Source organism: Agrobacterium sp. MS2, assembly GCF_003261015.1.
Taxonomy (GTDB): domain Bacteria; phylum Pseudomonadota; class Alphaproteobacteria; order Rhizobiales; family Rhizobiaceae; genus Agrobacterium; species Agrobacterium pusense.
Window position 1 is genome coordinate 57,996 of sequence record NZ_QLNF01000084.1, and the last position, 21,841, is coordinate 79,836.

Annotated in this window: 23 protein-coding genes; all 23 read right to left on the reverse strand. The window is 58.3% G+C overall.

From position 1 onward, the window contains the following. Positions 1-9 precede the first annotated feature (9 nt). The 23 genes from DOU54_RS20295 to DOU54_RS20405 all read right to left on the reverse strand — a co-directional run bounded on the left by DOU54_RS20295 (position 10) and on the right by DOU54_RS20405 (position 21,839). Positions 10-1,782 carry a GumC domain-containing protein gene (locus tag DOU54_RS20295; protein ID WP_113731776.1) on the reverse strand — a complete coding sequence of 591 codons (1,773 nt, stop codon included), beginning with the start codon at positions 1,780-1,782 and terminating at the stop codon, positions 10-12. A gap of 114 nt (positions 1,783-1,896) precedes the next feature. Further along, the gene (locus DOU54_RS20300) at positions 1,897-2,571 is read right to left on the reverse strand and encodes a WecB/TagA/CpsF family glycosyltransferase (RefSeq protein ID WP_113731777.1); all 675 of its coding nucleotides are present in this window, start codon (positions 2,569-2,571) and stop codon (positions 1,897-1,899) included. A gap of 208 nt (positions 2,572-2,779) precedes the next feature. Further along, on the reverse strand, positions 2,780-3,319 hold the full coding sequence (locus DOU54_RS20305; protein WP_004440034.1) for a flagellar basal body-associated FliL family protein: 540 nt from the start codon (positions 3,317-3,319) through the stop codon (positions 2,780-2,782). Further along, a complete protein-coding gene (locus tag DOU54_RS20310; protein WP_006698182.1) occupies positions 3,319-3,687 on the reverse strand; it encodes a hypothetical protein in 369 nt (122 codons plus the stop codon). The genes DOU54_RS20305 and DOU54_RS20310 overlap by 1 nt, the downstream gene beginning before the upstream one ends. A gap of 29 nt (positions 3,688-3,716) precedes the next feature. Next, the gene (locus DOU54_RS20315; protein ID WP_006698183.1) at positions 3,717-4,274 is read right to left on the reverse strand and encodes a rod-binding protein; all 558 of its coding nucleotides are present in this window, start codon (positions 4,272-4,274) and stop codon (positions 3,717-3,719) included. A gap of 115 nt (positions 4,275-4,389) precedes the next feature. After that, the gene (locus DOU54_RS20320) at positions 4,390-4,809 is read right to left on the reverse strand and encodes a hypothetical protein (protein WP_004440029.1); all 420 of its coding nucleotides are present in this window, start codon (positions 4,807-4,809) and stop codon (positions 4,390-4,392) included. Between the two features lie 14 nt (positions 4,810-4,823). Then, entirely contained in the window at positions 4,824-5,579 is a 756-nt protein-coding gene (gene fliR, locus DOU54_RS20325; RefSeq protein WP_004440028.1) for a flagellar biosynthetic protein FliR, read from the reverse strand. Further along, complete coding sequence (gene flhA / locus DOU54_RS20330) at positions 5,576-7,663, reverse strand: flagellar biosynthesis protein FlhA (protein WP_004440025.1); 2,088 nt, start codon at positions 7,661-7,663, stop codon at positions 5,576-5,578. The genes fliR and flhA overlap by 4 nt, the downstream gene beginning before the upstream one ends. A gap of 159 nt (positions 7,664-7,822) precedes the next feature. Further along, positions 7,823-8,089 carry a flagellar biosynthetic protein FliQ gene (locus tag DOU54_RS20335; protein ID WP_003515115.1) on the reverse strand — a complete coding sequence of 89 codons (267 nt, stop codon included), beginning with the start codon at positions 8,087-8,089 and terminating at the stop codon, positions 7,823-7,825. A gap of 49 nt (positions 8,090-8,138) precedes the next feature. Further along, positions 8,139-8,609, reverse strand: a complete 471-nt coding sequence (gene flgD / locus DOU54_RS20340) for a flagellar hook assembly protein FlgD (RefSeq protein ID WP_004440022.1) — start codon at positions 8,607-8,609, stop codon at positions 8,139-8,141. Continuing rightward, positions 8,600-9,049, reverse strand: coding sequence for a flagellar biosynthesis repressor FlbT (flbT, locus tag DOU54_RS20345; protein ID WP_004432543.1), 450 nt, complete (start codon positions 9,047-9,049; stop codon positions 8,600-8,602). Before flbT ends, flgD begins: the two co-directional genes overlap by 10 nt. Then, on the reverse strand, positions 9,046-9,390 hold the full coding sequence (gene flaF, locus DOU54_RS20350) for a flagellar biosynthesis regulator FlaF (RefSeq protein ID WP_004440020.1): 345 nt from the start codon (positions 9,388-9,390) through the stop codon (positions 9,046-9,048). The genes flbT and flaF overlap by 4 nt, the downstream gene beginning before the upstream one ends. 34 nt (positions 9,391-9,424) lie before the next feature. After that, positions 9,425-10,528: a flagellar hook-associated family protein gene (locus DOU54_RS20355; RefSeq protein ID WP_006698186.1), complete on the reverse strand. Its 1,104-nt coding sequence runs from the start codon at positions 10,526-10,528 to the stop codon at positions 9,425-9,427. A gap of 3 nt (positions 10,529-10,531) precedes the next feature. Then, positions 10,532-12,025: a flagellar hook-associated protein FlgK gene (flgK, locus tag DOU54_RS20360; RefSeq protein WP_004440016.1), complete on the reverse strand. Its 1,494-nt coding sequence runs from the start codon at positions 12,023-12,025 to the stop codon at positions 10,532-10,534. A gap of 22 nt (positions 12,026-12,047) precedes the next feature. Continuing rightward, complete coding sequence (locus DOU54_RS20365) at positions 12,048-13,328, reverse strand: flagellar hook protein FlgE (protein ID WP_004440014.1); 1,281 nt, start codon at positions 13,326-13,328, stop codon at positions 12,048-12,050. 105 nt (positions 13,329-13,433) lie between these two features. Beyond that, complete coding sequence (locus DOU54_RS20370; protein ID WP_006698188.1) at positions 13,434-14,105, reverse strand: response regulator transcription factor; 672 nt, start codon at positions 14,103-14,105, stop codon at positions 13,434-13,436. Positions 14,106-14,387: 282 nt separating this feature from the next. Further along, the gene (locus DOU54_RS20375) at positions 14,388-14,918 is read right to left on the reverse strand and encodes a lytic transglycosylase domain-containing protein (protein ID WP_374709461.1); all 531 of its coding nucleotides are present in this window, start codon (positions 14,916-14,918) and stop codon (positions 14,388-14,390) included. After that, entirely contained in the window at positions 14,902-16,260 is a 1,359-nt protein-coding gene (fliK, locus tag DOU54_RS20380; RefSeq protein WP_022555626.1) for a flagellar hook-length control protein FliK, read from the reverse strand. The genes DOU54_RS20375 and fliK overlap by 17 nt, the downstream gene beginning before the upstream one ends. Continuing rightward, positions 16,257-17,528 carry a chemotaxis protein MotC gene (gene motC / locus DOU54_RS20385; RefSeq protein WP_022555625.1) on the reverse strand — a complete coding sequence of 424 codons (1,272 nt, stop codon included), beginning with the start codon at positions 17,526-17,528 and terminating at the stop codon, positions 16,257-16,259. Before motC ends, fliK begins: the two co-directional genes overlap by 4 nt. Next, positions 17,525-18,829 (reverse strand): MotB family protein, encoded by a 1,305-nt coding sequence (locus DOU54_RS20390; protein ID WP_113380932.1) that lies wholly within the window; start codon positions 18,827-18,829, stop codon positions 17,525-17,527. Before DOU54_RS20390 ends, motC begins: the two co-directional genes overlap by 4 nt. After that, positions 18,826-19,476 carry a hypothetical protein gene (locus DOU54_RS20395; RefSeq protein WP_035209056.1) on the reverse strand — a complete coding sequence of 217 codons (651 nt, stop codon included), beginning with the start codon at positions 19,474-19,476 and terminating at the stop codon, positions 18,826-18,828. Before DOU54_RS20395 ends, DOU54_RS20390 begins: the two co-directional genes overlap by 4 nt. Before the next feature lie 303 nt (positions 19,477-19,779). Continuing rightward, positions 19,780-21,096, reverse strand: coding sequence for a flagellin N-terminal helical domain-containing protein (locus DOU54_RS20400; protein WP_113380931.1), 1,317 nt, complete (start codon positions 21,094-21,096; stop codon positions 19,780-19,782). A 305-nt stretch (positions 21,097-21,401) separates the two neighbouring features. Beyond that, on the reverse strand, positions 21,402-21,839 hold the full coding sequence (locus tag DOU54_RS20405) for a BspJ family T4SS effector nucleomodulin (protein ID WP_113380930.1): 438 nt from the start codon (positions 21,837-21,839) through the stop codon (positions 21,402-21,404). Positions 21,840-21,841: the final 2 nt, after the last annotated feature.

Consider the following 21,841-nt stretch of genomic DNA (forward strand, 5'->3'; position numbering starts at 1 on the left):
GCGGCGTTTTCAGGCGGTTTTGCGGTAGTCTTCTTGGTGGTCGGCATAATCGACGAGACGCTCCCTCAGAAGCGCCAATTCCCGTCGCAATTCCATCAGCTCCTCCGCTTCCGCCTGGGCATGATCGGCGTGGCCGGCAAGCGCATCAGCCAGCAGCGGCGGCAGCGCGGACGGTGCCTGACCGGCGATCCCAACCGTGCGGTTGCCCATCAGAACCTGCCTTACACGCTCGTCGAGCGGCATGCGCTCATCGTCGTTAACCGCACCGCCGTAATAATCGGCGAAGCTCTCCTCGTCGTGGCCAGCATCCAAGCCGGCCGTTTCGGCATCAGGAGATTGCAGATCGTCAAACACAGCCGGTTCGATTGGCTCGAATTCGGAAAATTGCGCGGGTTCCTCCTCGGGGAGCCGGATTGCCGCTTCCGGTTCGAAGGCGGAGGCATCCTGCTCTTCCTCGTCAGGGCGACGGTACGTCAGAAGATAGAGACTGCCCAGCAATCCGATCAGGCCGCCGCCGCCCGCCATCATGGCGGCCTGGGCAAGATCACGCGATAGCTCTCCCGGACCTGCCTTTTTCGCGAGGCGGGTCTCAAGGGCAGGCGTCGCAGCAGAGGAGAGATCGCGGCGTTCGCTCGCCTCCAGATAGGTGTTTCTCGCCGTTTCGAGCTCCCCCTGCAGTCTGGAGAACTCTCCCGGAGCAACACCGAGACCATTCAGGCGATCAAGGTTCTTTTTCCGCTCGGCTTCAGCATCGGCGATTTCCTCAGCGATGCGCTTCTCGTCCGCTCGCAGTGCATCGAGCAGTTGGCGCAATGCTGGAGCAGCGAGTGCCTGTACGGCATCCACCGCGTTCCGGGCGGCGATGTGTCGGGGATGTTTCGGGCCGTAATCGACCGAGATGCTGGAAAGCGCCATACTGGCGGCGGCATGTTTCTGCCTGATATCCTCGAGTGCAGAAAAGGCGATGCCGGAAGGAAGCGGTTTGGAGAACAGATCGTTGGGTTTCAGGGCCGAAGCCGCCGCCAGATCCGCCTGCAGCGACTGCTGTTGTCGGGTCGCCGCGGTGATTCTGTCGTTCACGTCACGCAATTGCTGCTCGAGCTGCTGCACCTCGGTCACCGCATCGCCATGGCGCATCTGGAAACCGCTTAGCGCCGCCTCGGCCTCGTCCATCCTTGTCCGCGCCCGCTCCATCTCCCGCATAGCGGGCATCATGGTGCCGGCCTTGCCGTCCGCCATGATACGCATCGAAAGATAGTCGGTAAGCCGCATGGCCGCTTCTGGCGTCGCAGCCCTCGAAGTCACGATCAGCGTCGTCTCGTCGGGCGACAGTTCAAGCCCTATCCCATCTCCCACCGCGCCGTTAAGCGCCTCACGCGGGGAGAGCGGACGCGCATCCGCGCCGGTCAGAAGATCGACAAGCAGGTGAAATTCACCCTGTTTGCGAACGCCGACCAGATCGGCAGGCTTCAGCTTGAGATCGCTGCTGATCCGGTCCAGCCCGCGAGGTGAAAGCAGGGTGCGCCGCGCCATCGCCAGAAAGCGGGTCGCATCTGGTGCATCATAAGCGGTCTGTGATACCTCGATCTGCGCCTGCGAAACATAGCCGCGAAAACCGGAATCAACGAGCAGCAGCGGAAGGGCTGCGCCGGTTACCGTGGCGGCCGCAATGCATCCGGCGGTCAAAAGCCGAAGACAATGCCTGCGCCACTGCGACGCGGGCGCGGCAATCTCATCCCCTTCCGGGCGGGTCGCCGTCATATCTGGACTGTGATCAACCATCTGAAGCCGTCTGCCACCTTCACCGCCGCCCGCGGACGGACAGCTGTCAAAACCTTACGAGAGGTTAAAGGATCGTGGCAAACAAATGGTTAACGGACCTTCGCCGAACTCGCCTCAGCCCTTGCCAAGGGCGATATGCCAGGGTTCGGCGCAAAGGCTGTAAAGCCAGCTCATATGCAGCCTGCGGAAGATTTCAGGCATGCCTGCCACTTCGGACGATAATATCTTGAAAAGCGGCCCGACTGCGATGGCGACTCGCGCGTCCTCGCGGTTGACGGTGCGATGCAGCCACATCTCCTGATTTTCCTTCGTCATTCCCGCCAGCAGCATATCCACTTTCACGCCGGACGTCTCGCCGCTCAGCATGACGAAGTCGTGCCAGGGCGCATGGCTACGCAGCTTCGTAAGAACGACACCGAGCTGGGCTGCATCGTCACCCGCAACGCCGATCCGTTTCGGTACTGCCATATAGGTGAGAAGCGCCATGACAAAGGCGACGCCATCGATCACGACCGGCAGAGGCTCACCATGTGCGCGCCGCGCGGCAGCGTTCAACGCCTTGCCCTGCGGGAAAAGCAGGCAGCTTTCGAGGACCTGCCGATAGCCGATGTCCTTGAGTGAAAGCTTTGCCTTTTCAAGGGAGAGAAATGAGAGCGACGTGTGGCCCTCAGAGGCGGAAGCCCTGTCGCTCACATGTTCCAGCGCTGCGTTCCAGTCGAGGTCGCAGAAGTGCAGCCCGTAAATGTCCCGCTGCTGTCCCGGTCGTGCAAAACCCGTCGTTACGTTCATACCCAGCCCCCGATGCAAGCCCCGCCCGTCACGCGCAGGTTTCTGCGGGTTCGCGGTTCATGGACCGTTTATACATGTGCTGGTTGAATTTACGCTGAAAGCAATCAATAGAATTCCAAGGCCGACGCAAAGGAATGATTAACCACGTGGATCACGCGACCGTCCCTTGCCTCTGGCCATGCCGAAGGCACGAAGCGGGGCGGCGCTATCAGTGGCCTGGCGCGGCGGCCGCTTCCTTGCCGGCGTCGGCTTTTTCACCTTCGACGATCTTGATGGAACGGGGTGTTCCATTCCCGTTCTGCTCACGAATGTCGGCTTTGGACAGATAATCGAGTTGCTCGATCAGCACGTCCTCGACCACCTCGTCATCGAGCCTCTTGTTCAGCCCCTCGCGGATGCGCTGCTTGAAGGCGTCGGGATCGAAGGTAGAGATATTGGCGATGTTGACCATGGAAGAACCCGCCAGGAGCGTGAACAGCTCATCGGTCATCAACTGGGTTGCCGGCAACTCGATTTTCGCCATCTTGTCCTTGTCGACGCGCAGCGAAATACGGCTTAGGAAATAACCGTTTACCCCGCCATCATTGATGACGGGAATGGTGATGCTTTCGCCCTTGACCAGTTGCAAGCTGGCCTTTTTTGCGCCCGCCTCATCCGGCGCGGGCGCCGTCGCCATCTGGACGGAGAAATACACCGCGCCGAGCGTGACGGCGCAAACCCAGACGCCGGTGAGAAGAAGCTTCAACATCAGGAGGCTGCGCCGTACATGAACTGTTCCTGGGAGTAGGTACCATCCGTGTCGGCTTCCTGGATTGCGTTCTTCAGGAGGTCGGCGACCGCACGAACTGCATTCAGATGTGCCTCGACGCGGCTGGCATTGGTGGCTAGCTTGGACTTGATGCCCTTGACCTGCTCCATGTAACCGGCAGCGATTTCCTCGCGCGGGGTATCCCGGAACAGCATCGTCAGCTCATAAAGGCACCGGCTCTTATGGGCATTGGAGACCTTGAAGTCGAACCGCGGGTCCTTACCGATATTGTCGTTCTCATGGTCGATGATCATTTCAAGGCGGCCGAGAACGGATTGGATACGGTGGTCGTTCGACATAAGGTCCATGCTTGTCTCCTCGTTAGGGTTTTTCATTCTCAAGCCTCGTCCGTTTTCTCATTGGAAACGCCGAGGACCTGCCGCTCGAACTCCGCCACCATCCGAATTGCAGCATTATGGTCTTTTTCATTCATCGATACGTCGGTTATGCCTTTGCTTTCGGCCTTCCGAAGCGCATCCTTGTATGCCTGCTCTGCAATGCCGACACCGCCATTTCTGGAGATCGTGTCGGCAAACTGTTCGGCCATCATGCTCTTCCAGATTTCGCCGGCATTACCTTTGCCGTAAACTTCCTCGCTGTCTTTCGGCAGCATGTTGGCTACGAAGGTCTGGAGGACAGAGGCCTCATATTTGCGATATGTTTCAGGAATTTCGGTGCGAGCCGCGCGAATATTCGTATTGCCAAGGCCCGCCTTCGAGGAGGCGCCATCCAGCATATCCACCGCGGCGCCAAAGCCCTTGCCGGCATCTGCAAGGCTGGTTGCGGCAAAAGCCGCCTTATTGGCCTTGAGTTTCTCCTGGGCAACCTGGACTTCCTGGGGGTCCGCAGCACGCACCACATCCATCACCAGATCACTTATAACCGATATCGCCACGTCCCGATCTCCCGAGCTGATGAACGCGCGGCACGAACCGGCACGTTCACCCAATCAAGAAACATCGCTTTAGGCGTCCTCAAAAAAAACGCCCGCGATGCAACAATGGAGCAGACTATGAATCGCCAACCTTGCTGGAGGCTGGTGTCCGGGAAGCATTCGTAATTTCTAACAAATCATAGATTGCATTGTCGTCGGCCTCGCGATCCTCGAGATCACGGGCCAGGTGCATCCTGTCCTCCAGCCTGTCGGCCTTGGTTTTTTCTTTGAGCACCCTGTTTTCCTGCAATTGCTGCACGCCGGAGAGCTGACGGTCCTTGACGACCAGACGGCCGTAACGATCCGAATAATGCCTCGAGAATGTCTGATGCACCGGCTCCATCGAACTCATGGCTTCCAGCACGCTGTCCATCGATTGCGCCACCTCGCTTCGCGTGCGGGTGGTGTCGGCCAGTTCGACCTCGGCCATTTTTTCCATGTGGCGCTGGACCGTGACCAGACGCTTGAGTTTCTCCGACCGCTTGTCTGAGGCCACCGCGTTTCTCCCGATCAAAAGCCGATGAAGACCGGGCCGAAGCCATCCACGAACTGGCGGATGAGGGCCGCGACCGACAGATAGAGCATGAAGATGCCGCCGGCGAGAACAAAGGGCGTCGATATGAAGTAGACGGGGATTTGCGGTGCAAGCTTGTTGATGAGGCCGACCGCGACGTTGAACATCAGACCGTAGATCACGAAGGGGCTAGCAAGCCGAAGCATGATCGAAAACGACGCCCTGAGCGTGTCAGTCAGCGTAATCAGCATCTTCTGGCCGCTGATGAGCGCGCCGACCGGCGTGGCGGTATAAGAATCCACAAGGGCCTTGAGGACGATGTGGTGAAAATCCAGCATGAACAGTACCAGCAGTCCGCCGAAGGTGATGAAGTTGGATATCTGGTTTTCCTGGGCGTCTTCGATGACATCGGCGCCGCCGGGCGCACTGAGGCCGACCGATGCGCCAATAAGGGCGCCGGTGAACTGAAAACCAAGCGTGTAAAAGCGCGCGATCAGCCCGTACATCGCACCGATCGCGATCTCCGTGGCGATGAGGCCGACGACAGTGCCCTGATTCGCGCCGGAAATTTTCGGATAGATCGTATCCCACAACACCGGCAACAGGGCCATGGACACAGCCACACACAGCAACATGCGAATCTGCGGTGAAATGCGCGAGCTGGAAAAGCCCGGCATGGTCATGAAACAGGCGCCGATACGGCAGATGGCAAGGAACAACGCGATAATGGTTCCCTGCGGGTCGGTTATCATGAAATGGCGCCCAGGATCTTGATCTCCAGCCCCTTGGCAAGTTCCACATGCGAGAGAACCGGCAGGGTCGCGAAGAGTCGCTCGATAATCATGCGCACATAGGACCGCGTTTCCGGTGAGGTTACAAGCACAAAGGGCAGGCCGCGATCCATGAATTCACGGATAACTTTCGACGCCTGTTCGGAAAACTCCTCGAGATGGCGGGGGTCGATATCGAATTCGACGATTTCGCCCTTCTGGTCGCGCTTCAGCGCCTGATGGAAGACCATGTCCCACTTGTTGCCGAGACGCAGGACGCGAAGCACGCCATTGTCGGCCAGATCACCGCAGAGCTGCTGCGACATCCGCACCCGCACATGTTCGACGATCTGCTCCGTCTTGCGCACATGCGGCGCAAGTTCGGCGACGGCTTCGAGAATGAGATGCAGGTTGCGGATCGACACACGTTCGGCAAGCAGCAATTTCAGCACGGCCTGCAGGCCGGAATAGGACATGTGCGACGAACAAATCTCGTCGGCGAGCTTCTTGTATTCGGGATCCAGCCTGTCGATGAGTATCTTGACGTCCTTGTAGGACAGAAGCTGCGGCAGATTGTTGCGAATGACTTCGCTCAGATGCGTCAGTACAACGGAGACGTTATCGATCGGATGGAAGCCTTCGCGCTTGAGATCCTCGGTGAAAGTTTCGAGGATCGATACGGCCGGCATGCCGAAAGCGGGTTCGCGGATTTCGTCGCCCGGGATGCTCGGCTTGCGCCCTGCCCCTGTCACGACGAGAACATCTCCGACGCGCAGATTGCTCGATGCGATGGTCGTGCCGTGAACGCGGATCTGATAGGCCTTCTCCGGGATCATGATGTCGTCGGAAACCTTGATCTCCGGCACGACGAAACCGTATTGCGTTGCGAATTTCTTGCGCATCTTGCCGACGCGGAAAGCCAGTTCCTGATGCGCGCCGAGAAGGCGGGTCGAAACCTGTTTGCCGAGCGCCAGTTCGATCTCGGCGGTTTTCAGAACCTGCTTGACCGAGTCTTTTTCCGCCTCTGTCGTCTGGAGAATCTTGCTCTCCTCCTCCTGGCGACGAAGCGCGCTTTCGGCTTCAGCCTGGCGCGGAATATACCAGCTGCCGAAAGCCATGATGCCACCGAGGAACATGAAAGGCAGGAAGGGCAGGCCCGGAATAATGGCAAGCAGGCCCATCAACATGGCAGAAACCATCAATGCGCGCGGATAACCGCTGAGCTGATTGACGACCGCCTGATCCGTGGACCCCGCCGTGCCGCCACGCGACACAAGCAGGCCGGCTGCCAGCGATACGATGAGGGCTGGAATCTGCGAGACGATACCGTCACCGACGGAAAGCTTGACGAAAACATCGGCCGCTTCGCCGATCGGCATGCCGTGCCGGAAATAACCGATGATGATGCCGCCGAAAATGTTGATGGCGGTGATGATGAGGCCCGCAATCGCATCGCCGCGGACGAATTTCGAAGCGCCGTCCATCGAGCCGAAGAAAGAGCTTTCCTCTTCCAGCTCGCGGCGGCGGCGCTGCGCCTCCTTCTCATCGATGATGCCGGCGGACAAGTCCGCATCGATCGACATCTGCTTGCCGGGAATGGCGTCGAGGGTAAAGCGTGCGCCGACTTCAGCGATACGCGTCGCACCCTTGGTGATGACGATGAAGTTGACGGTGATCAGGATCAGGAAGACGATCAGACCGATAACGAAATCGCCTGACATGACGAGACTGGAGAAGCCGGCGATTACACCGCCGGCCGCCGTCGGACCCTCATTGCCGTGGGAGAGGATGACGCGCGTCGTCGCGATGTTCAGCGACAGGCGGATCATGGTCGCGATCAGCAGCACCGTCGGGAATGACGAGAAATCCAGCGGCCGTTGTATCCATAGCGCCACCATGAGGATGAGGACCGAAAGCGCGATGGAAAACGCCAGGCCGATATCCACCAGAACGACCGGAATGGGCAGGAACAGAACGCAGAGGATCGCCACGATGCCCAGTGCGAAGCCGATGTCACGCGTGCTCGGACTGACCTTGGGCAAGGAAATGACTGGTGGTTGCGCCATAAATTTCGTCCTGTCTCTTCATGAGAAGGGCGACGGAAAAGCCGCCGCACGGTTCCGCGGCATCGTTTCGCGAAATCGCTCACGCAATTCGGCCCGATGCTTCAACCTATCCCTAGCCGCCGAAGCTTGCGCGAGGATGGCATCCTGGCCGGATCGATATCAGAAGCCCGATTGCACGCGTGAAAAGACGAGATTGGAAAAAAGCGCTATCTGCGCGCCCACAAAGGGGGCGGCAACGCCGAGAACAATCATGATCGTGACGATCTTGGGAACAAAGGTCAGCGTCATTTCCTGAACCTGCGTCAGGGCCTGAATGAAGGCGATGGCGACACCGACGATCATCGCGGCGAGAACCGCAGGACCGGCCGCGACGAGAACCGTCCACACTGCCGCCTGCATGATATCAAGCGCATCGGCCTCGTTCATCGTCGCATCCCTCGTTCCGGAAAGGCGGCATTATACCGCCTTATCAATATCAGGAACCAGCTGGCGTATCCGAATCGGTTCCGCTATCAGATTTATCCGTGATCGGACCGTTGGAGAAGGTCACACCGGCCTGCAGCAGCACCTTGTCACCAGCTTCGGTGATGGCAACGACGCCGTCTGAATAGACTTCGACTTCCTTTACCACGCCCGTGACGGTATCGTCGGCGCTCTTTACCGTCTTGCCGACCAGATCCGACGCACGGGTCAGTGCTTCGGCCTGCAGCATGCTCTTCAGATGGGTGTTCGTCTTGATGGTCTGCTCGACCTGCGAAAAGCTTGCAAGCTGCGACATCTGCTGACCAGCATCCATCGGGCTGGTCGGATCCTGGTTCTTCATCTGGGCGATGAGGAGCTTCAGGAAGCTGTCATAGTTCAGCGAGGCCGCGTTCTTGTCGTTGCTGCTCGCCCCGGCATTCGCCCAGGGGTTTGCCGCCGCCGCATTGACTGCATCTACCGCCATGGTGCGATCTCCTTGCGAATCTGTTCGATCGTTGCAGGGGTCATTTCCTGATTGTTGAGGATTTTCTCCTCGATCGGGTAAAGGCCGCGGATGGCCTTCAGCGCTTCGAAAGCCTTGCCGGAGGCAACCAGCCCGTCTATGCGCTTTAGCTCCGCCAGGACCTCGTCATGCTGGAAGCAATTCAAGAGCATGCTCACGGACTTGCGGAACATGTTGGTGGACTGTTCCCGCCCCTCCGGATTGATGAGAATCATCTGCGCGATGAAATAAAGCTGTCTCAGCGGGGTGGTAGCCTGGTCGGGCTGCAATACGTGGTTCTCGAGCAGGAACGTGACATCGTTCAGGAATTCCAGCGCCACCTTGCGATCCACACGCAGAACTGCGCCGTTGATGAAAATCTTTTCGCCCGACTTCAGCGAAATTCGAAGTGTACTTTTCATTTCAGTCCATCCCTGATGATGGTTGTCACGTCAATTATGCCCTGGAAATTCGTCGACTGACGTTTCCGGATCAGTTCGCACTCTTTCAGTATCCAGATCGCGATCGAAATCAGATTGGCCCGCAGTTCCATGGCCAGTTGATTATCCGGCTGCTTGAGATCCTCAATGAAGCGGATCCAGACCCGTCGAGTGTAAAAAAGCGCTTCGATCGTGTGCCGCTGAGAAGAGGAGTCCTTCGCCTCCGCAAGCAGTTCGATCGATTTGGTCAACGCCTGTCGCTCGCGGTCTTTCGCGTTGGCGACACCATCCTCCATGATTTCGGCGTAGGAAAACTGGTACATTCATGTATCCTTTATCTGCCGCCACCCCTGTTCATCAGAGGTAGTTCACCAGACTCATTTTTTGCAGACGCGACGTGAGGCTGTATGCGATCTCAATCTGCTGCTGCAGCAGATCGAGGCGGGTCTTCGCCTCGTAGGTATCGATCCCCTCGATATCCAACAGATGTGTTTCGATGATCTTCTTCTGGGCAGCCAGAGAGTCATTCGACTTTTTGACGCGCTCCTGCGAAAGGCCAAGACTGCTTGCCTGCTGGTTCAGCCCACTGATCGCCTTGCCGATAGTCGTCACCGACTGGGTGGCGACCGCCTCGCGGACCGTGCTCGAAACATTGTCCTTGAGGAAGGTCATCGCCGTGATTGCCGTCATCGCGAAGTAACGCATGCCCTGCGAATTGCTGTTGGTCGACGTTTCGACCACTTCGTTCTGGCTGATCCGGCTCGTCATGTTGGTATCGCTGGCGTTGGAACCGAACCTCGTCCAGAAATCGACATTCTGTCCCACAGCGAGACTGCTGTGTGGCGGGTTGGTTACGGTCGTCGTACCGTTGAATACGCCTTCCATATGCGTCATGAAGGCGTTGACCTGATCTTTGGACAGGTCCGAGATACTCCCCACGGCCGGCGTCTGTGTCGCCATGAAATGGTTCAGTTCGGCGTCATAGGCGGCTTTCAACGGCGAACCGTCGGCGAAATAGTCCTGGACCGGCTTCACATCCGTATTCGTACCGGAAAACAGATACTCACCATCCACGGCCGTGTTGGCAAAGCTGGTGAAATTGTTGAAGGCGATCGTGATTTTCTGGTTGACGGTGGCAAGCGTGGGCTGCTCGCTACTCGTATTCGGCACCAGAACATTGAGGATTTCCTGGGCGGCCTTTGCCATGCCGTCCAATGCGGTCTGCGACGATTCAAGACGCTGTGTGGCGAAGGAGTTGACCGTGACGAGCGAGGAAATCCGCTCCACGTCCCTGTTGAGATCGAGGCTGCGGGCCGTATTGGCACCCAGCGTCACACCAAGATCCGCGTGCTTGCCCGTTGTCAGCTCGGTATTGAGATTCGTCATCTCAAGCTGAGCCTTGAGGATGGTGCTGCGCATGCTGTTCTGCATCGCCAGCGATGAAATGAATGACGTTTTCATCCTTTACCTCACCATGTCCATCAAGGACTTGAGCATTTCATCAACGGTCGTCACCAGTTTCGTGGCCGCCTTGTAAGACTGCTCGATATCCATGAGCAGCGACAGCTCCTCGTCCAGGCTAACCGCCGTATTGTTCGAATAGGATGTCGCAGAGCGCTCATAAAGCGCGCTTTTCGCTTCGTTTGCCGAAGTCGCACCGGACCGTTCCTGTTCGAGCCAACCCATCGAGTTGGTGCCGTATTTCAGGATGCTGGTATTCGTATCGATACGTGTCGACGCGGCGAAATTCATGGGCGCGTCGAATGCGGTCACATAGCTGTCGATCAGAGCGGAAAACCCGGTTCCGCCCGTAGCTGCGGGATTGACTATATAAGCGGTACCGTTGATGCCGCCGTCGCGCAACAATTCCGGATTGCCACCTTGCGAAATAATTAACGCGGAGTTGACGGTAATGGTCGCAGCGAGCCCCGGGACGACGACGCCGGCGGGAGGAATCTCGCTCGTTGCGGTTGCCGTCGACCAGGTGAAAAGGCCGGGCTTCGCCGTCAGAGGCGTCGCAGGCGGCGCCGGCTGGGTAATCGGCTTTTCCGCAAACATCGTGATCAGGCCGCGCGCGATTTCGTCGAGCTGGCTCTGCATGGTCGGCGCAAGTTCATCGCGAACCTGCATCAAACCCTGAAGCGATCCTTCCGCCGTCGTGTTGCTGCCGCTGCCGGCCTTGAGCGCCACACCGTCCACATAAATCGCGTTGCCGGTGGTCGTCGCGTCGTAGCCCGGCTGCGCCTTGAAGGTTACCGGACGCGGTACGATCTCGAACAGCGTGGCGCCGTCGGTCGTGTAAAGCGCGACGTCATTATTCGGGCGGTTGACGACATTGATGCCGATGATGGACGAAATGTCCTTCAGCAAGGTCTCGCGCTGATCGAGTGCGTCACTCGGATCGCCGCCGATCGCTGTCTGCGCCTTGACCTCGTTATTGGCTTCCTCGAATTTCGCGAGCAGGCCGTTCAGCTTGTCGACCTGAAGGGAGATTTCTTTGTCGGCACGCAGACGCATCGCCTGCAATTCGGCAGACGCCTTGTTCAATGAGCTGGCGACATCCGCGGCGGAAGTCACGGCCGTTGCGGCAAGAGCAGCATTGCTCGGCTTGGCGGCATAGCCGCTAAGGCTCTTGAGCAGTTCCTTCATGTAGGTGGACGGCGCGCTCTCGTAGTCGTTGCCGCCGAAAATGCTCTTCATCTCCTCGAGACCGGTCAGAACAGTGTTCTGCCCGGTGGCCAGCGAGGCGCTGGAAATCGTCTGCCTGAGAAGACTTTCATTCTGGGCACGGCCATTGGAGACGATACTCGCTCCGGCCATGGTCGTGCCGAGAATGGCGGTTCGCTTGACGTAGTTCGCATTGCCGACATTGGCAATGTTTTTCGAGGTAACGTCCGTCTGCTTACCTGTATTATTGAAAATCGACTGCGCAGTATTCATTGCTGACGTGAGCGACATTCATCTGTCCCCGTAGGAATTACTATCTCTTCAGATTGATCAGGACGTCCATCAAATCCGATCCAGTCTGGAAGACCTTCGAATTCGCGGTATAGATGCGCTGGGATTCAATCATGTCGGTGAGTTCGCTGGCGATATCGACGTTCGAGCCTTCCAGCGCGCCCTTCTGGACGTAACCAAAGCTGCCCGATTGCGGGAAGCCGATGGTAACGACACCGGACTCGTTGCTCGGAAGATAAACGTTGCCGTTCTGCGGGCTCAGGTTGTCGACGCTCGGCACGGTGGCCAGCGCCAGCTGGTAAATGTTGCGGCGGCCGCCATCCTGGTAAACTGCCGTCACTACGCCATCCTTGCCGATTTCGACATCCTTGATCTGGCTCGGACCGTTACCGTTCAGGATCGCCGTGCCGGGCGTGAACTTCGACGAAAACTGGGTCATGTCGGACAGGTCAATGTTGATCGCCTGCGCCACGCCGCTGTTGTTGTCGTCGATGGTGATGGATTTGGGAGACGTAGTCGTCAGCTTGTTGGTCGCAGGATCGAAGGTCAGCGTGACGCTTTCCTGCACAAGGGATGCCGGCGCAGTCGCCGTATAGGGGAAGCCACCATTGGTCGACTGATCCTGACGGTAGACCGCCACTTCCCAGGTGTTGTCACCAGTCTTGGTGTAATAGAAGTCGTAGAGCACCTTCGCGCCGCCGCTATCGAATGCGGTCAGCGAAGTCTTGTTGCCGAACTTCGCCGTTGCGGAGTTGGTGCTGGGGAGCGACGCCGCCGCTACGGCCGTATCGTCACGATTGAGGTTGGCCGGGAAGCTGCCCTGCGTGGAGGGCGATGCCGTCAGGCCGAAATTGTTGACGTTAATGGCTTCAAGACCTGTGAAGCCGTTAACGACGGCAGCCGGCGGGTTGGAACCGTAGGGGTAACCCATCAGCTGGAAGCCAGCGGCGTTTTCCAGATAGCCTTCCGAGTTTTTCACGAAAGAGCCGGCACGGGTGAGATAAGGCGTGCCTGCACCATCCTGGACAACGAAGAAACCGTTGCCCTGAATGGCAAGGTCAGTACCCGAGGTGGTGTAGGAGAGGTTGCCCTGCTCCGAAATGCTGTAGCGAACGTTGGACTGCACACCGCCAGAAGCGTAGCTGCCCGACGAGGAGGGCAGAACGAGCGACGAGAACGACGTCGATGCACGCTTGTAACCGGTGGTGCTTGCGTTGGCGATGTTGTCGCCGACGGTGCCCAGCTTGTTCGCCTGTGCATTCATGCCGGACACGCCGGTTCGCATAGTGCCGAAAATACTCATTCAAAAACCCTCGTGGTCATCTTTCAAGGAGAAGGTAAAGCGTTTGGCTTGCGTGAAGCTGTCTGAAATACCGCGTTTGAAAAAGACCACGCGGGTCAATGAAAATCATTGCCAATCAATGCTGTAGCCGAGGAACCGCTTGGAATCGACCGGGTCGTAGCCAAGTTTCTTGCGCAGCTTCTTGCGCAGCTTGCTGATGTGGCTTTCGACGACGTTTTCTTCGACGTCATCATCGAAGATGCCGTAGATGGCATTGAAAATCTGCGCCTTGGAAACGCGGCGTCCGCGATTGGCGATCAAATATTCAAGAATGCGGCGCTCGCGGCGCGGCAGGGGAAATACCTCGCCGCCCACTTCCGGGTCGCGTCCATCGGAGAAGACCCGGATCGGACCGGCGTCGGTGAAATTCGAAATGACCTGCAGCCGGCGGCGAATAGCCGCCGCACGTGCGAGGATTTCCCGAGGGTGAACGGGCTTGCGCACGACATCATCGACGCCGCTGTCGAACAGCGCGAGTGTCGCTTCCAGCGAGGGCTGGTCGCTCACCGCGATGACAGGCGCCGTCGTGCGATCCCTGATCGCCTTTGGCAAGGAGAAGCTCCGGTCGCCCTGGCCGATCAGGAAGGCTTCCACAGCCGCAAGATCGCTTTCCGCCGCCGTCGAGACCCATTCCCCGAATTCGACCGGATCGAACCCGGTCGAGGGAATGCCCTCACGCCCAAATAGAGATGTATAGCCGTCTTTAACGAGCTCGCGCTCATCAACCACTACGATCATTCGTCCGCCTCCGAATCAGTGTGGTGTTTTCCAATGAGGCATTGGTACGAATCGGGGGATTCAGCGACAACTGTAGGAAATCATCGATAGTTATTAATAATTGATTAACCATTTTGTGCCGATTTGATCTATATATAGTGGGTATTAACCATATATGGCACAAAATTTTTGTGCAAAAATTTCCGAAATCGCTAAAAAACGCTTGAAACGCCTTTTTTCGGGCTTTGTCTCGCCACATTTCCGATAACGAGTCCCAACCCCTGATAAAGCAATTTCAGGTTGTTATCCTTCGCAGAAATTTTTAGCGTTGGGCGTCCATTTCCCGTAGCCCGTCGCCACCAGATTGGCGATGACCCGGCAGACATATTTCTTCTGGGCCGGGTCATTATTGGGCCCTGCGTGATAGCGGGCAACCGCCATCGTCCAAGTCTCGTGTCTGTTGTGGAGGTTACGCAGGAACATGGCGGCATATTCGACATTGCGACGCGGATCGAACATTTCGCGCGCAGATGTGAAATTTTCGCCGTGGAAATAATGATTTATCTGCATGCATCCAAGGTCGATCAGCTTGGCGCCATTGCGTTTGGCAGCCTCAAAAGTCATCAAGGCCTCTTCGGTAGAGGCCGCAAATACCGGTTTTCCTTCGATATTCATGGCGTTGGGGTCGAGCCGCCCCTTGCGGCCAGTCTCCGTCAGGCCCACTGAATAGAGAATTCCCTCCGGCACGCCGTATTTGCGTGCCGCAGACTGGATCTCTCTTTCACACACGCCTGACGTTGCCGAGGCCGATGCGTTCTCAGAGATAGACGCCATTGTCAGCAGAAGTGCGGGCAGAGCCAAGAGCGCCGTCCATGCCTTCATTATGCACCCCCAAATTATCGCCATTGCCTTGCCGGCCGCCTCGTGCACCGGACTCGTCACGGTTGCGGCCCGCAGCCGCCTGCTGGCCCTGCTGCTGCGCCTGCTGATTTTGCTGATTGTTGGCTTGTGTGCCCGTTTGGTCACTCTTATCGGAAGAAGCGATGCTGATCGTGATGTTATCGACCGTCAGACCCTGCGCCTTGAGGCCATCAAGGATGCTCTTGCTGTCTTCCTGGAGCTTTTTATAGGCCGCGACGCTCTCCACAGTCATGTGCACGGCGAGTTCGTCACCGGCAAGACGCAGTGACATCGTCACCGATCCAAGTTCGATCGGCGTCATATGCAGCTTCAGCGTATGCACGACCTTGCCGGTGCTGCTCTGGGCGGCTGCGTTGGACAGCGCTGAACCGGGCTGCATGGCGCTGACCCATTCCGGATCATTGGCGATCAGGCCGGTCAGAGCCGAGGCATTGGAGGAGGGCGCCAGACCGATGAAGCGCCGGGAATCGAGAACCGTTATGGTATCGGCCGCCTTGCCGCTGCTTTCCCGCGTGTCGAACTCCACGCGGCCTTCGCGCTGAACCGTGCTCATATCAAGAGCGCGGGCTGTACCCGAACGCGGAGACGCGAAGCGGAATGACGAGGCATCGCCTTCGTTTTCCGAAGCCGAACCCGCCGCATCATTGGCAGCTGCAACCCCAGTCGGCATGTCTTTGGCCGGATGTTCAGCCTTGCTGCGGACAGGTTCAGCCCTGTCGGACTTGACCGTGTCGGTCTTGCCGGCAATTGCCTGCGCAATTTCTTCCAGCGGCGTCTTGGCCGTGGCCATTGCCCCGGCGCTGGCCGTAACCAGCTGCAGTTCGGCGAGCTTCGGATCGAGAGTATCCGTTATCGCCTCGGCATCCTTATCCGCCTCATCTTTAAGCTTCTTGCCAGGCTTGCCGTCCCCCAATTGTGCCCGCGAGGATTTGACCGCGTTCTGGAACTCGGCAGCTGTGTCGTGAACTCGACCATCCCCGGCATGCTCGTTGACGATGACATTCAGGAAGGCTGCAGGCCGTTTGACCGGGACATCCATCTTTTCCCCCTCGCCGTCGGCCTGTCCGTGCTGTTGCCCTGCTGAACCAGAATCGTCCGACCGCGAATGCGGCGCCTGCGGCGGTCGCTCGTCACGAACCGTGGAAAGGGCATCGCCAAAGCTGCCGCCTCTCGCCTCGTCACGTGCGGCAGCACTGCCTGCGCGCGGATCGGACGGTGGCGCATTCGTTAGCGCATTGATGGTTGCGTCGATCATGGTGCCCCCTCGCCTTTCTTCAACAGGCTGTCGATTTCATCGAGCTTGCTGCGGCCGCTTGTCACGAGCTGCCGGACATTCTCACCGCCATCGTCGGCCTTGTGGGTTTCAACCCGCCATATGCTTTTTTCCCCGCCAGCCACCGCATCATTTTTGGCTGCGTTCTGTCTGGCGCCCTGCGCCGCCGCGTCGACATCAGCACCTGATAGCGAGGGAGGACGAACCACCTGTTCGGCGATCGCCCTTGCGGCATCTCTGAGGGCCCTGTCCCGGTCCGAAAGCTGTGTTTCGGGAATTTGTCCGATCGTCTCGATCGCGCTCACCACATCGGGTGTTCCAATGTTGGAAAGGCTTTCGTAGAGATTGGCCTGCGCTTCCGGTTGATCCGGCGCGGCGGACGACAGCGTCTTCGCTTTAAGCGCCGCCATGCGGGCCAGCGAATCCTTGCCGCTGATCGCCGCAAGACGCGAAAGACGCAGATAGGCTTCCTTCTGCCTTTCCGCATCCATCATCGCGAAGGTCTCCACTATCGCGTCTTCGCCGAGGGAATCAGAGCGTTTGACCACCAGCGAGACCAGAAGATCCGCGAACTGGCTTGCATAGGGCGAATGCAGGAACCGCCGCGCGTAACGCTGTGCGTATTCGACGCCGCGTTTTGCATCGCCGTCTTCAACCGCAATGGCGAGCGAGCGGCGCAATGCCGCCTCCTCAACGATTGTCCCGGGCGCTTCAAGCCGGGCAATGTCGTAAAAGCCGAGCGCGGCCAGAGGATCGCGCGGGATCGTCACATTGCCACCGATCAGCGCCAGATAGGCGCCTATCCGGGTGCCGCGATATTCAGGCACCATTGCCGCGATGCTCTGCGCCACCAGCGTCCCCTTGCCTGACAGATACTTGCGCAGGATATCGGCGACGCGGCTGTCGAAATTGCCGTCCACATCGCGCGCGACCAGCAATTCAAGCGTGGCGGGATTGCCGCCGCTCATCGCATAGATCAGCGCCGCATCGACATTGCGTGGGTCCTTGAAGATCGCCGAGGGCGCGCTCTTCAGCCGCTCGTCAATGGTCTGGAGCAGGAACCGCTGCATTTCCGTTGCCGAATGGTCTCCCTTGGCAACCGAATCCTGCACGAATTGCAGGGAGCGCAGCATGGCATAGGGCATGAGATTGTCTTGCGACTGCGAAAACGCCTTGAATGGTCCGGCACCGAGACCACAAAGCGTCGCCGCAAGAAGAAGCCAGCGTTTCGAGGTTTTCGTCACACTCACCCCCGATCAGCCTCAAGCAGGATTTCGATACGGCGGTTGGCATCCGCCAGGGGATCTGCCGGGACCTGCAATCTGCGGTCCGCAAACCCAGAAACCTGCTTTACCCGCTCTTCCGACAGGCCGCCGCGCACCAGCATGTAATAGGCGCTGTGCGCGCGGTCCATGGAGAGCCGCCAATTGTCGTTGGCCTCGCCCTTGAACTGCCGCCCATCGGTATGGCCGCGAATTACCACGCTGCCACCGCGCTCCTGAAGCAGTTTGCCAATCTTTTCCATGGCAAGAACCATTTCGCGCCGGGGAACGGCCGATCCGATATTGAACATCGGTGTTTCCGTCTGGTCGGAAATGGTCAGCAGCAATCCGCCTTCCGCAGGCGTAACGACCAGCCCTTCCGAGAGCCTGCCGGTTATGCCGGATATCTGTTTCTCGATTTCTTCGCGCAGCGTATCGGCCTTTTCCCATTCAGCATCGCTCGCTTTTTGCTGAACATCCTTCGCCTCTTGCTGCTGGTCGGGCCTGGGCCGTACAAGCGCTGCCTGCTCGGCGGCATCCGGCCGTTGCTGCGGCACAACGGCGGCGACGTCCATGGGCCTGCCGTCTTGCGCCTTGTCTTCCTGCGCCTGAGACGATTTAACCGCAACGGCCTGAGCGCTGTCAGCAGCATTCTCCTGCTTGTTTTCGGCGGCCTGCTGCTCAACCGGTTTTTGTTGCTGATCGGCGCGGGTGATTTTCACCTGCTGCGTCCAGAAATCAGGATCGAAGGGATCGCGATAGGCCTCGCCGCCGCTTGCGCCGGTTGCAGGGCCGGAATCGGCAGCACCGCCCTCGCCCTTGGCGCTGACGTTGGCCTGCTGCCCGACCTGCTGGGCGATTTCCGCCAGCACGGAATAGGGATTTTCGAAAAAGTCCGCTTCGGAGAAATTCGACTGTTCACCTGTCTGGGACGTCAGGTCTTCGCCCGTCGCCGCGGCGGATCCCTTGGTCACTTTCTCTGCCTGAATGTTGGACTGGTCCTTTTTCTGGACGCCCTCTTCCTTGTCCACGGGCTTTTCCAGCCCCTTGGACGAGGGTTTCTCATCGGACAGTTTTATCGGATTGAAATAGCTCGCGACCGAGGCCTTGGTTTCCTCATTGGCGGCATTGACCAGCCACATGACGAGGAAGAACGCCATCATCGCCGTCATGAAGTCGGCATAGGCGATCTTCCACGCACCACCATGCGCACCATCGTGGCCACCTTTATGGCGCTTGACGATGATGATCTCGTTTTTGCCGTGGTGATGGTTTTCGCCTTCACTCATTTCATCACCTTGCGAAGACTGGAGGCCCAGGCGGACATGCGCGTCACGAAGACGCTCTCACCCAGCTCGACTGAAAGATCGATATCGGCGGTCTCGGTAAACTTCATCGTCTCTTCTTCAAAGCCGGGCTGGGTCTTCAACTGCTCGAACAAATCCTTCGGACCTTTCACGACAAGCGTGACGGCGTCACCATCCGGCATGGAAGCGCGCACCACATCCGCCAGCGCCGAGACTGCTTTAAGCGACAGTTCTTCCGTCAAAACCGGAGCAAGGATTGCGGCGGTCTGTTCGCTGAGGGTGGCGGCAATCGCATCAATGCCCTCTCGCAGCCCGCGCGACAGAAAGACCGCGATTTCCTCGAGATAGGCGGATCGCAGCGCCTCCAGCTCAGCCGAATGGGCGGCCAGCAGCTCGTCGCGTTCCGCCTGCATCTTTTCGGTGATTTCGCGTGTCGCATCCTCATGGCCACGGGCGTAAGCGGCCTGCCTTTCACTCTCCACGTCGACGGATTCGAATTCATCGAAACCGGATGCAGCGTCGGCAAATGGCGAAACGCCATCGGTATCCGCCAGGGGATCGCCGAAGGCCAGTCCTGCCGGCTGAGCGTCACCGAAGTCCTTCAGATATCTTGCGATGGAGGTGGTCATGCACGCCCCCGGCAAAACAGGGGACGAGACATGTTTCGCTGCCTGCGATCTGGAACGTTCTGTCGCATTTCCGGGCGGAAAACCGAGGTCCGCTTTTCCTGGAAATGCTCTAAGCCGTTTGGCGGCACCACCGTCATCCTTGCTACCCTGCCCGTCTCTTCCATGATTGCCGGAGGACCGCGCCATGCGATCCGCCCCCATATTGCCCCGACGTTAGGTGTTCAAACTTGTGCGAGGATGAAGGCGGAACTGTTCAGCACGTCTGCGCCACGTTTCCGCGCATGCCCGTGCGAGGAAGCTCCATTACTTGAAGAGCTGAAGAATATTTTCCGCATTGGCGTTGGCGATGGAGAGTGACTGGATACCGAGCTGCTGCTGTGTCTGGAGCGCCTTCAGCTTGGTCGATTCCTCGTTCATGTCAGCATCGACAAGACGACCGATGCCCTTGTCGATCACGTCCATCAGGCTCGACACGAAGTTCTCCTGCATGTCGATACGGCTCTGCAGCGAGCCCAAGCTGGACGCCGCGCTGGTCATCGCTTCGAGCTGGCCGTCGACAAAGGACATCATCGCATCCAGCACGTCGGCTTCGGTATATTGCTCTCCCGTCATGGTTCCCATTTTCTGGGCGAGATCGGTGAGCTTGTTGATGTCGAGCGTGGAGACGGAGATTCCGAGTTTACGAGTGTCGGGGTCAATTGCCGCAGTGACATCGTAATACCAGTTGGTGCTCGGCGATGTCGTGGTCGCGACGGGGGTCGTGCTGTCGGTCGCCGGAGCGCCCGCCGCTGCCGGGTCGGTGGAGGTGAGCTTTACCCACACACCATCACCGATCTTCAAATAACCCTCCGTATTGGCGGCATTGGTATAGATGCCGGTCGCCTTGACGGAAAAACCTGCCAGTGCCGCCAATTCGCTATCTTTCAGCGTCGGAACGACATAATCCTTGTCGGTGACGGTGGGAGCGGCGGGTGCCGCGGGCGTATCGGTCGTGCGCATCGTCACGATCGTCTCGTTCTTGCGCAGGAATCGCGCTTCAGTGTCGAGAATGCCGAACTTGCCGCCGCTCAGATCGAAAAGCACCGTGCTCGAATCGAGTGAATAATCGACCGTCGTCACCCCGACTGCGCCTGCGGCGGTGCGGGTAAATGAAGCGACGATCTTCTTGATGACCGGCTCTTCCGCGGGCGGCGTCTTGCCGTCGCCGATCTTCGCCTGGAGCCAGTTTTCGCCGGAGAAAGACGCCGATTCGGAGATGCTCTTCAGCTGATCCTGAAGCTGCTTGATTTCTTCCTGGATCTTCGTGCGGTTGCTGCCCACGCCATAGGCGGCAACCAGCTTCGCCTTCAGCGATTTGACCGTCTCAATAGCACTTTCCACGGCTTCGAAGGCGGTGTCGACCTTGGCGGCGCCGAGACCAAGTGCGTCCTGAACGGCCGAAAGCGCCGCATTGTCCGAGCGCATGGTCGTGGAGATAGACCAATAGGCCGCGTTATCCGCTGCCGTCTCGACGCGGTAACCGGAGGAGACGCGCGCCTGCGTGGTCTCGAGGTTCTTGTCGATCATGCGCAAGGTTTGCAGCGCGGCCATTGCCGCCGCATTGGTCATAATGCTGGTCATGGGTTCCACCCAATTCAAAATGTAAGAAAAAATCCGGCGCTGCGCCGGAAACGAGCAGAGGCATCATGCGCATCGGCGGTGGTTGAAATGATCCACCGCGACCTGCCGTTCGTTAACAAATCGTTAATTCGATAGGTACCAAACAACAACGCTGATTTGCAAGGCGTTCCTCGCTTTCCCATAACGGTTTTGCGCGCGGTGGCAGGCTTCGGGCAAGGTCGGGTGAAAAAGCGATCAGGCAAAACCGTCGCGACCGCCGTTTCGGCAGTCGCAACGGGTCATTGGCTGGGTATTCGGCGGATGGTTCAGGCCGCTTTGCCCTGGTGGGTCGAAACGAATCGGGCGGCCATCAGGCTATGGCGGAGGAACTCGGTGTTTTCGTCCGGATTTTCCGAAGGGTTCTGAAACGACACATGATTGATTTCGACCGCCGCATGTTCATTGGCCAAGATCAATTGTGCATAGACCGTGGCGCCGATCGGTTTGATTTCGAGATCGAGAACGATCTCCGGCGCGCCTTCCCATTCGAGTTTATATTCACCGCCGGCGCCGAAATTGATCGTACCGGGATGATAATAAAGCTCCGCAGCCGATGACACGAGATCGGCAATGCTGCCGTAGCACTCGAATCTGAGCAGCGAAATCAGGTCGGCCGGGTCTAGCAATCGTAGTTCTGTAGCGATCGGGTTGATCGCCTCTGCGACGATCATTTCCCGCTGTTCAGAATAGGCGGATTTTTTCATTG

What these genes read in the sequence shown, in the direction of transcription:
- fliK (WP_022555626.1), bottom strand. Translation starts at nt 16,260, where the DNA reads ATGATCGACGCAACCATCAATGCGCTAACGAATGCGCCACCGTCCGAT.
- flgD (WP_004440022.1), bottom strand. Translation starts at nt 8,609, where the DNA reads ATGGCGGTAGATGCAGTCAATGCGGCGGCGGCAAACCCCTGGGCGAAT.
- DOU54_RS20405 (WP_113380930.1), bottom strand. Translation starts at nt 21,839, where the DNA reads ATGAAAAAATCCGCCTATTCTGAACAGCGGGAAATGATCGTCGCAGAG.
- DOU54_RS20370 (WP_006698188.1), bottom strand. Translation starts at nt 14,105, where the DNA reads ATGATCGTAGTGGTTGATGAGCGCGAGCTCGTTAAAGACGGCTATACA.
- DOU54_RS20335 (WP_003515115.1), bottom strand. Translation starts at nt 8,089, where the DNA reads ATGAACGAGGCCGATGCGCTTGATATCATGCAGGCGGCAGTGTGGACG.
- flaF (WP_004440020.1), bottom strand. Translation starts at nt 9,390, where the DNA reads ATGTACCAGTTTTCCTACGCCGAAATCATGGAGGATGGTGTCGCCAAC.
- DOU54_RS20375 (WP_374709461.1), bottom strand. Translation starts at nt 14,918, where the DNA reads ATGGCGTCTATCTCTGAGAACGCATCGGCCTCGGCAACGTCAGGCGTG.
- fliR (WP_004440028.1), bottom strand. Translation starts at nt 5,579, where the DNA reads ATGATAACCGACCCGCAGGGAACCATTATCGCGTTGTTCCTTGCCATC.
- DOU54_RS20395 (WP_035209056.1), bottom strand. Translation starts at nt 19,476, where the DNA reads ATGACCACCTCCATCGCAAGATATCTGAAGGACTTCGGTGACGCTCAG.
- DOU54_RS20355 (WP_006698186.1), bottom strand. Translation starts at nt 10,528, where the DNA reads ATGAAAACGTCATTCATTTCATCGCTGGCGATGCAGAACAGCATGCGC.
- DOU54_RS20300 (WP_113731777.1), bottom strand. Translation starts at nt 2,571, where the DNA reads ATGAACGTAACGACGGGTTTTGCACGACCGGGACAGCAGCGGGACATT.
- DOU54_RS20295 (WP_113731776.1), bottom strand. Translation starts at nt 1,782, where the DNA reads ATGGTTGATCACAGTCCAGATATGACGGCGACCCGCCCGGAAGGGGAT.
- flgK (WP_004440016.1), bottom strand. Translation starts at nt 12,025, where the DNA reads ATGTCGCTCACGTCAGCAATGAATACTGCGCAGTCGATTTTCAATAAT.
- DOU54_RS20305 (WP_004440034.1), bottom strand. Translation starts at nt 3,319, where the DNA reads ATGTTGAAGCTTCTTCTCACCGGCGTCTGGGTTTGCGCCGTCACGCTC.
- DOU54_RS20310 (WP_006698182.1), bottom strand. Translation starts at nt 3,687, where the DNA reads ATGGACCTTATGTCGAACGACCACCGTATCCAATCCGTTCTCGGCCGC.
- flhA (WP_004440025.1), bottom strand. Translation starts at nt 7,663, where the DNA reads ATGGCGCAACCACCAGTCATTTCCTTGCCCAAGGTCAGTCCGAGCACG.
- flbT (WP_004432543.1), bottom strand. Translation starts at nt 9,049, where the DNA reads ATGAAAAGTACACTTCGAATTTCGCTGAAGTCGGGCGAAAAGATTTTC.
- DOU54_RS20400 (WP_113380931.1), bottom strand. Translation starts at nt 21,096, where the DNA reads ATGACCAGCATTATGACCAATGCGGCGGCAATGGCCGCGCTGCAAACC.
- DOU54_RS20390 (WP_113380932.1), bottom strand. Translation starts at nt 18,829, where the DNA reads ATGAGTGAAGGCGAAAACCATCACCACGGCAAAAACGAGATCATCATC.
- DOU54_RS20365 (WP_004440014.1), bottom strand. Translation starts at nt 13,328, where the DNA reads ATGAGTATTTTCGGCACTATGCGAACCGGCGTGTCCGGCATGAATGCA.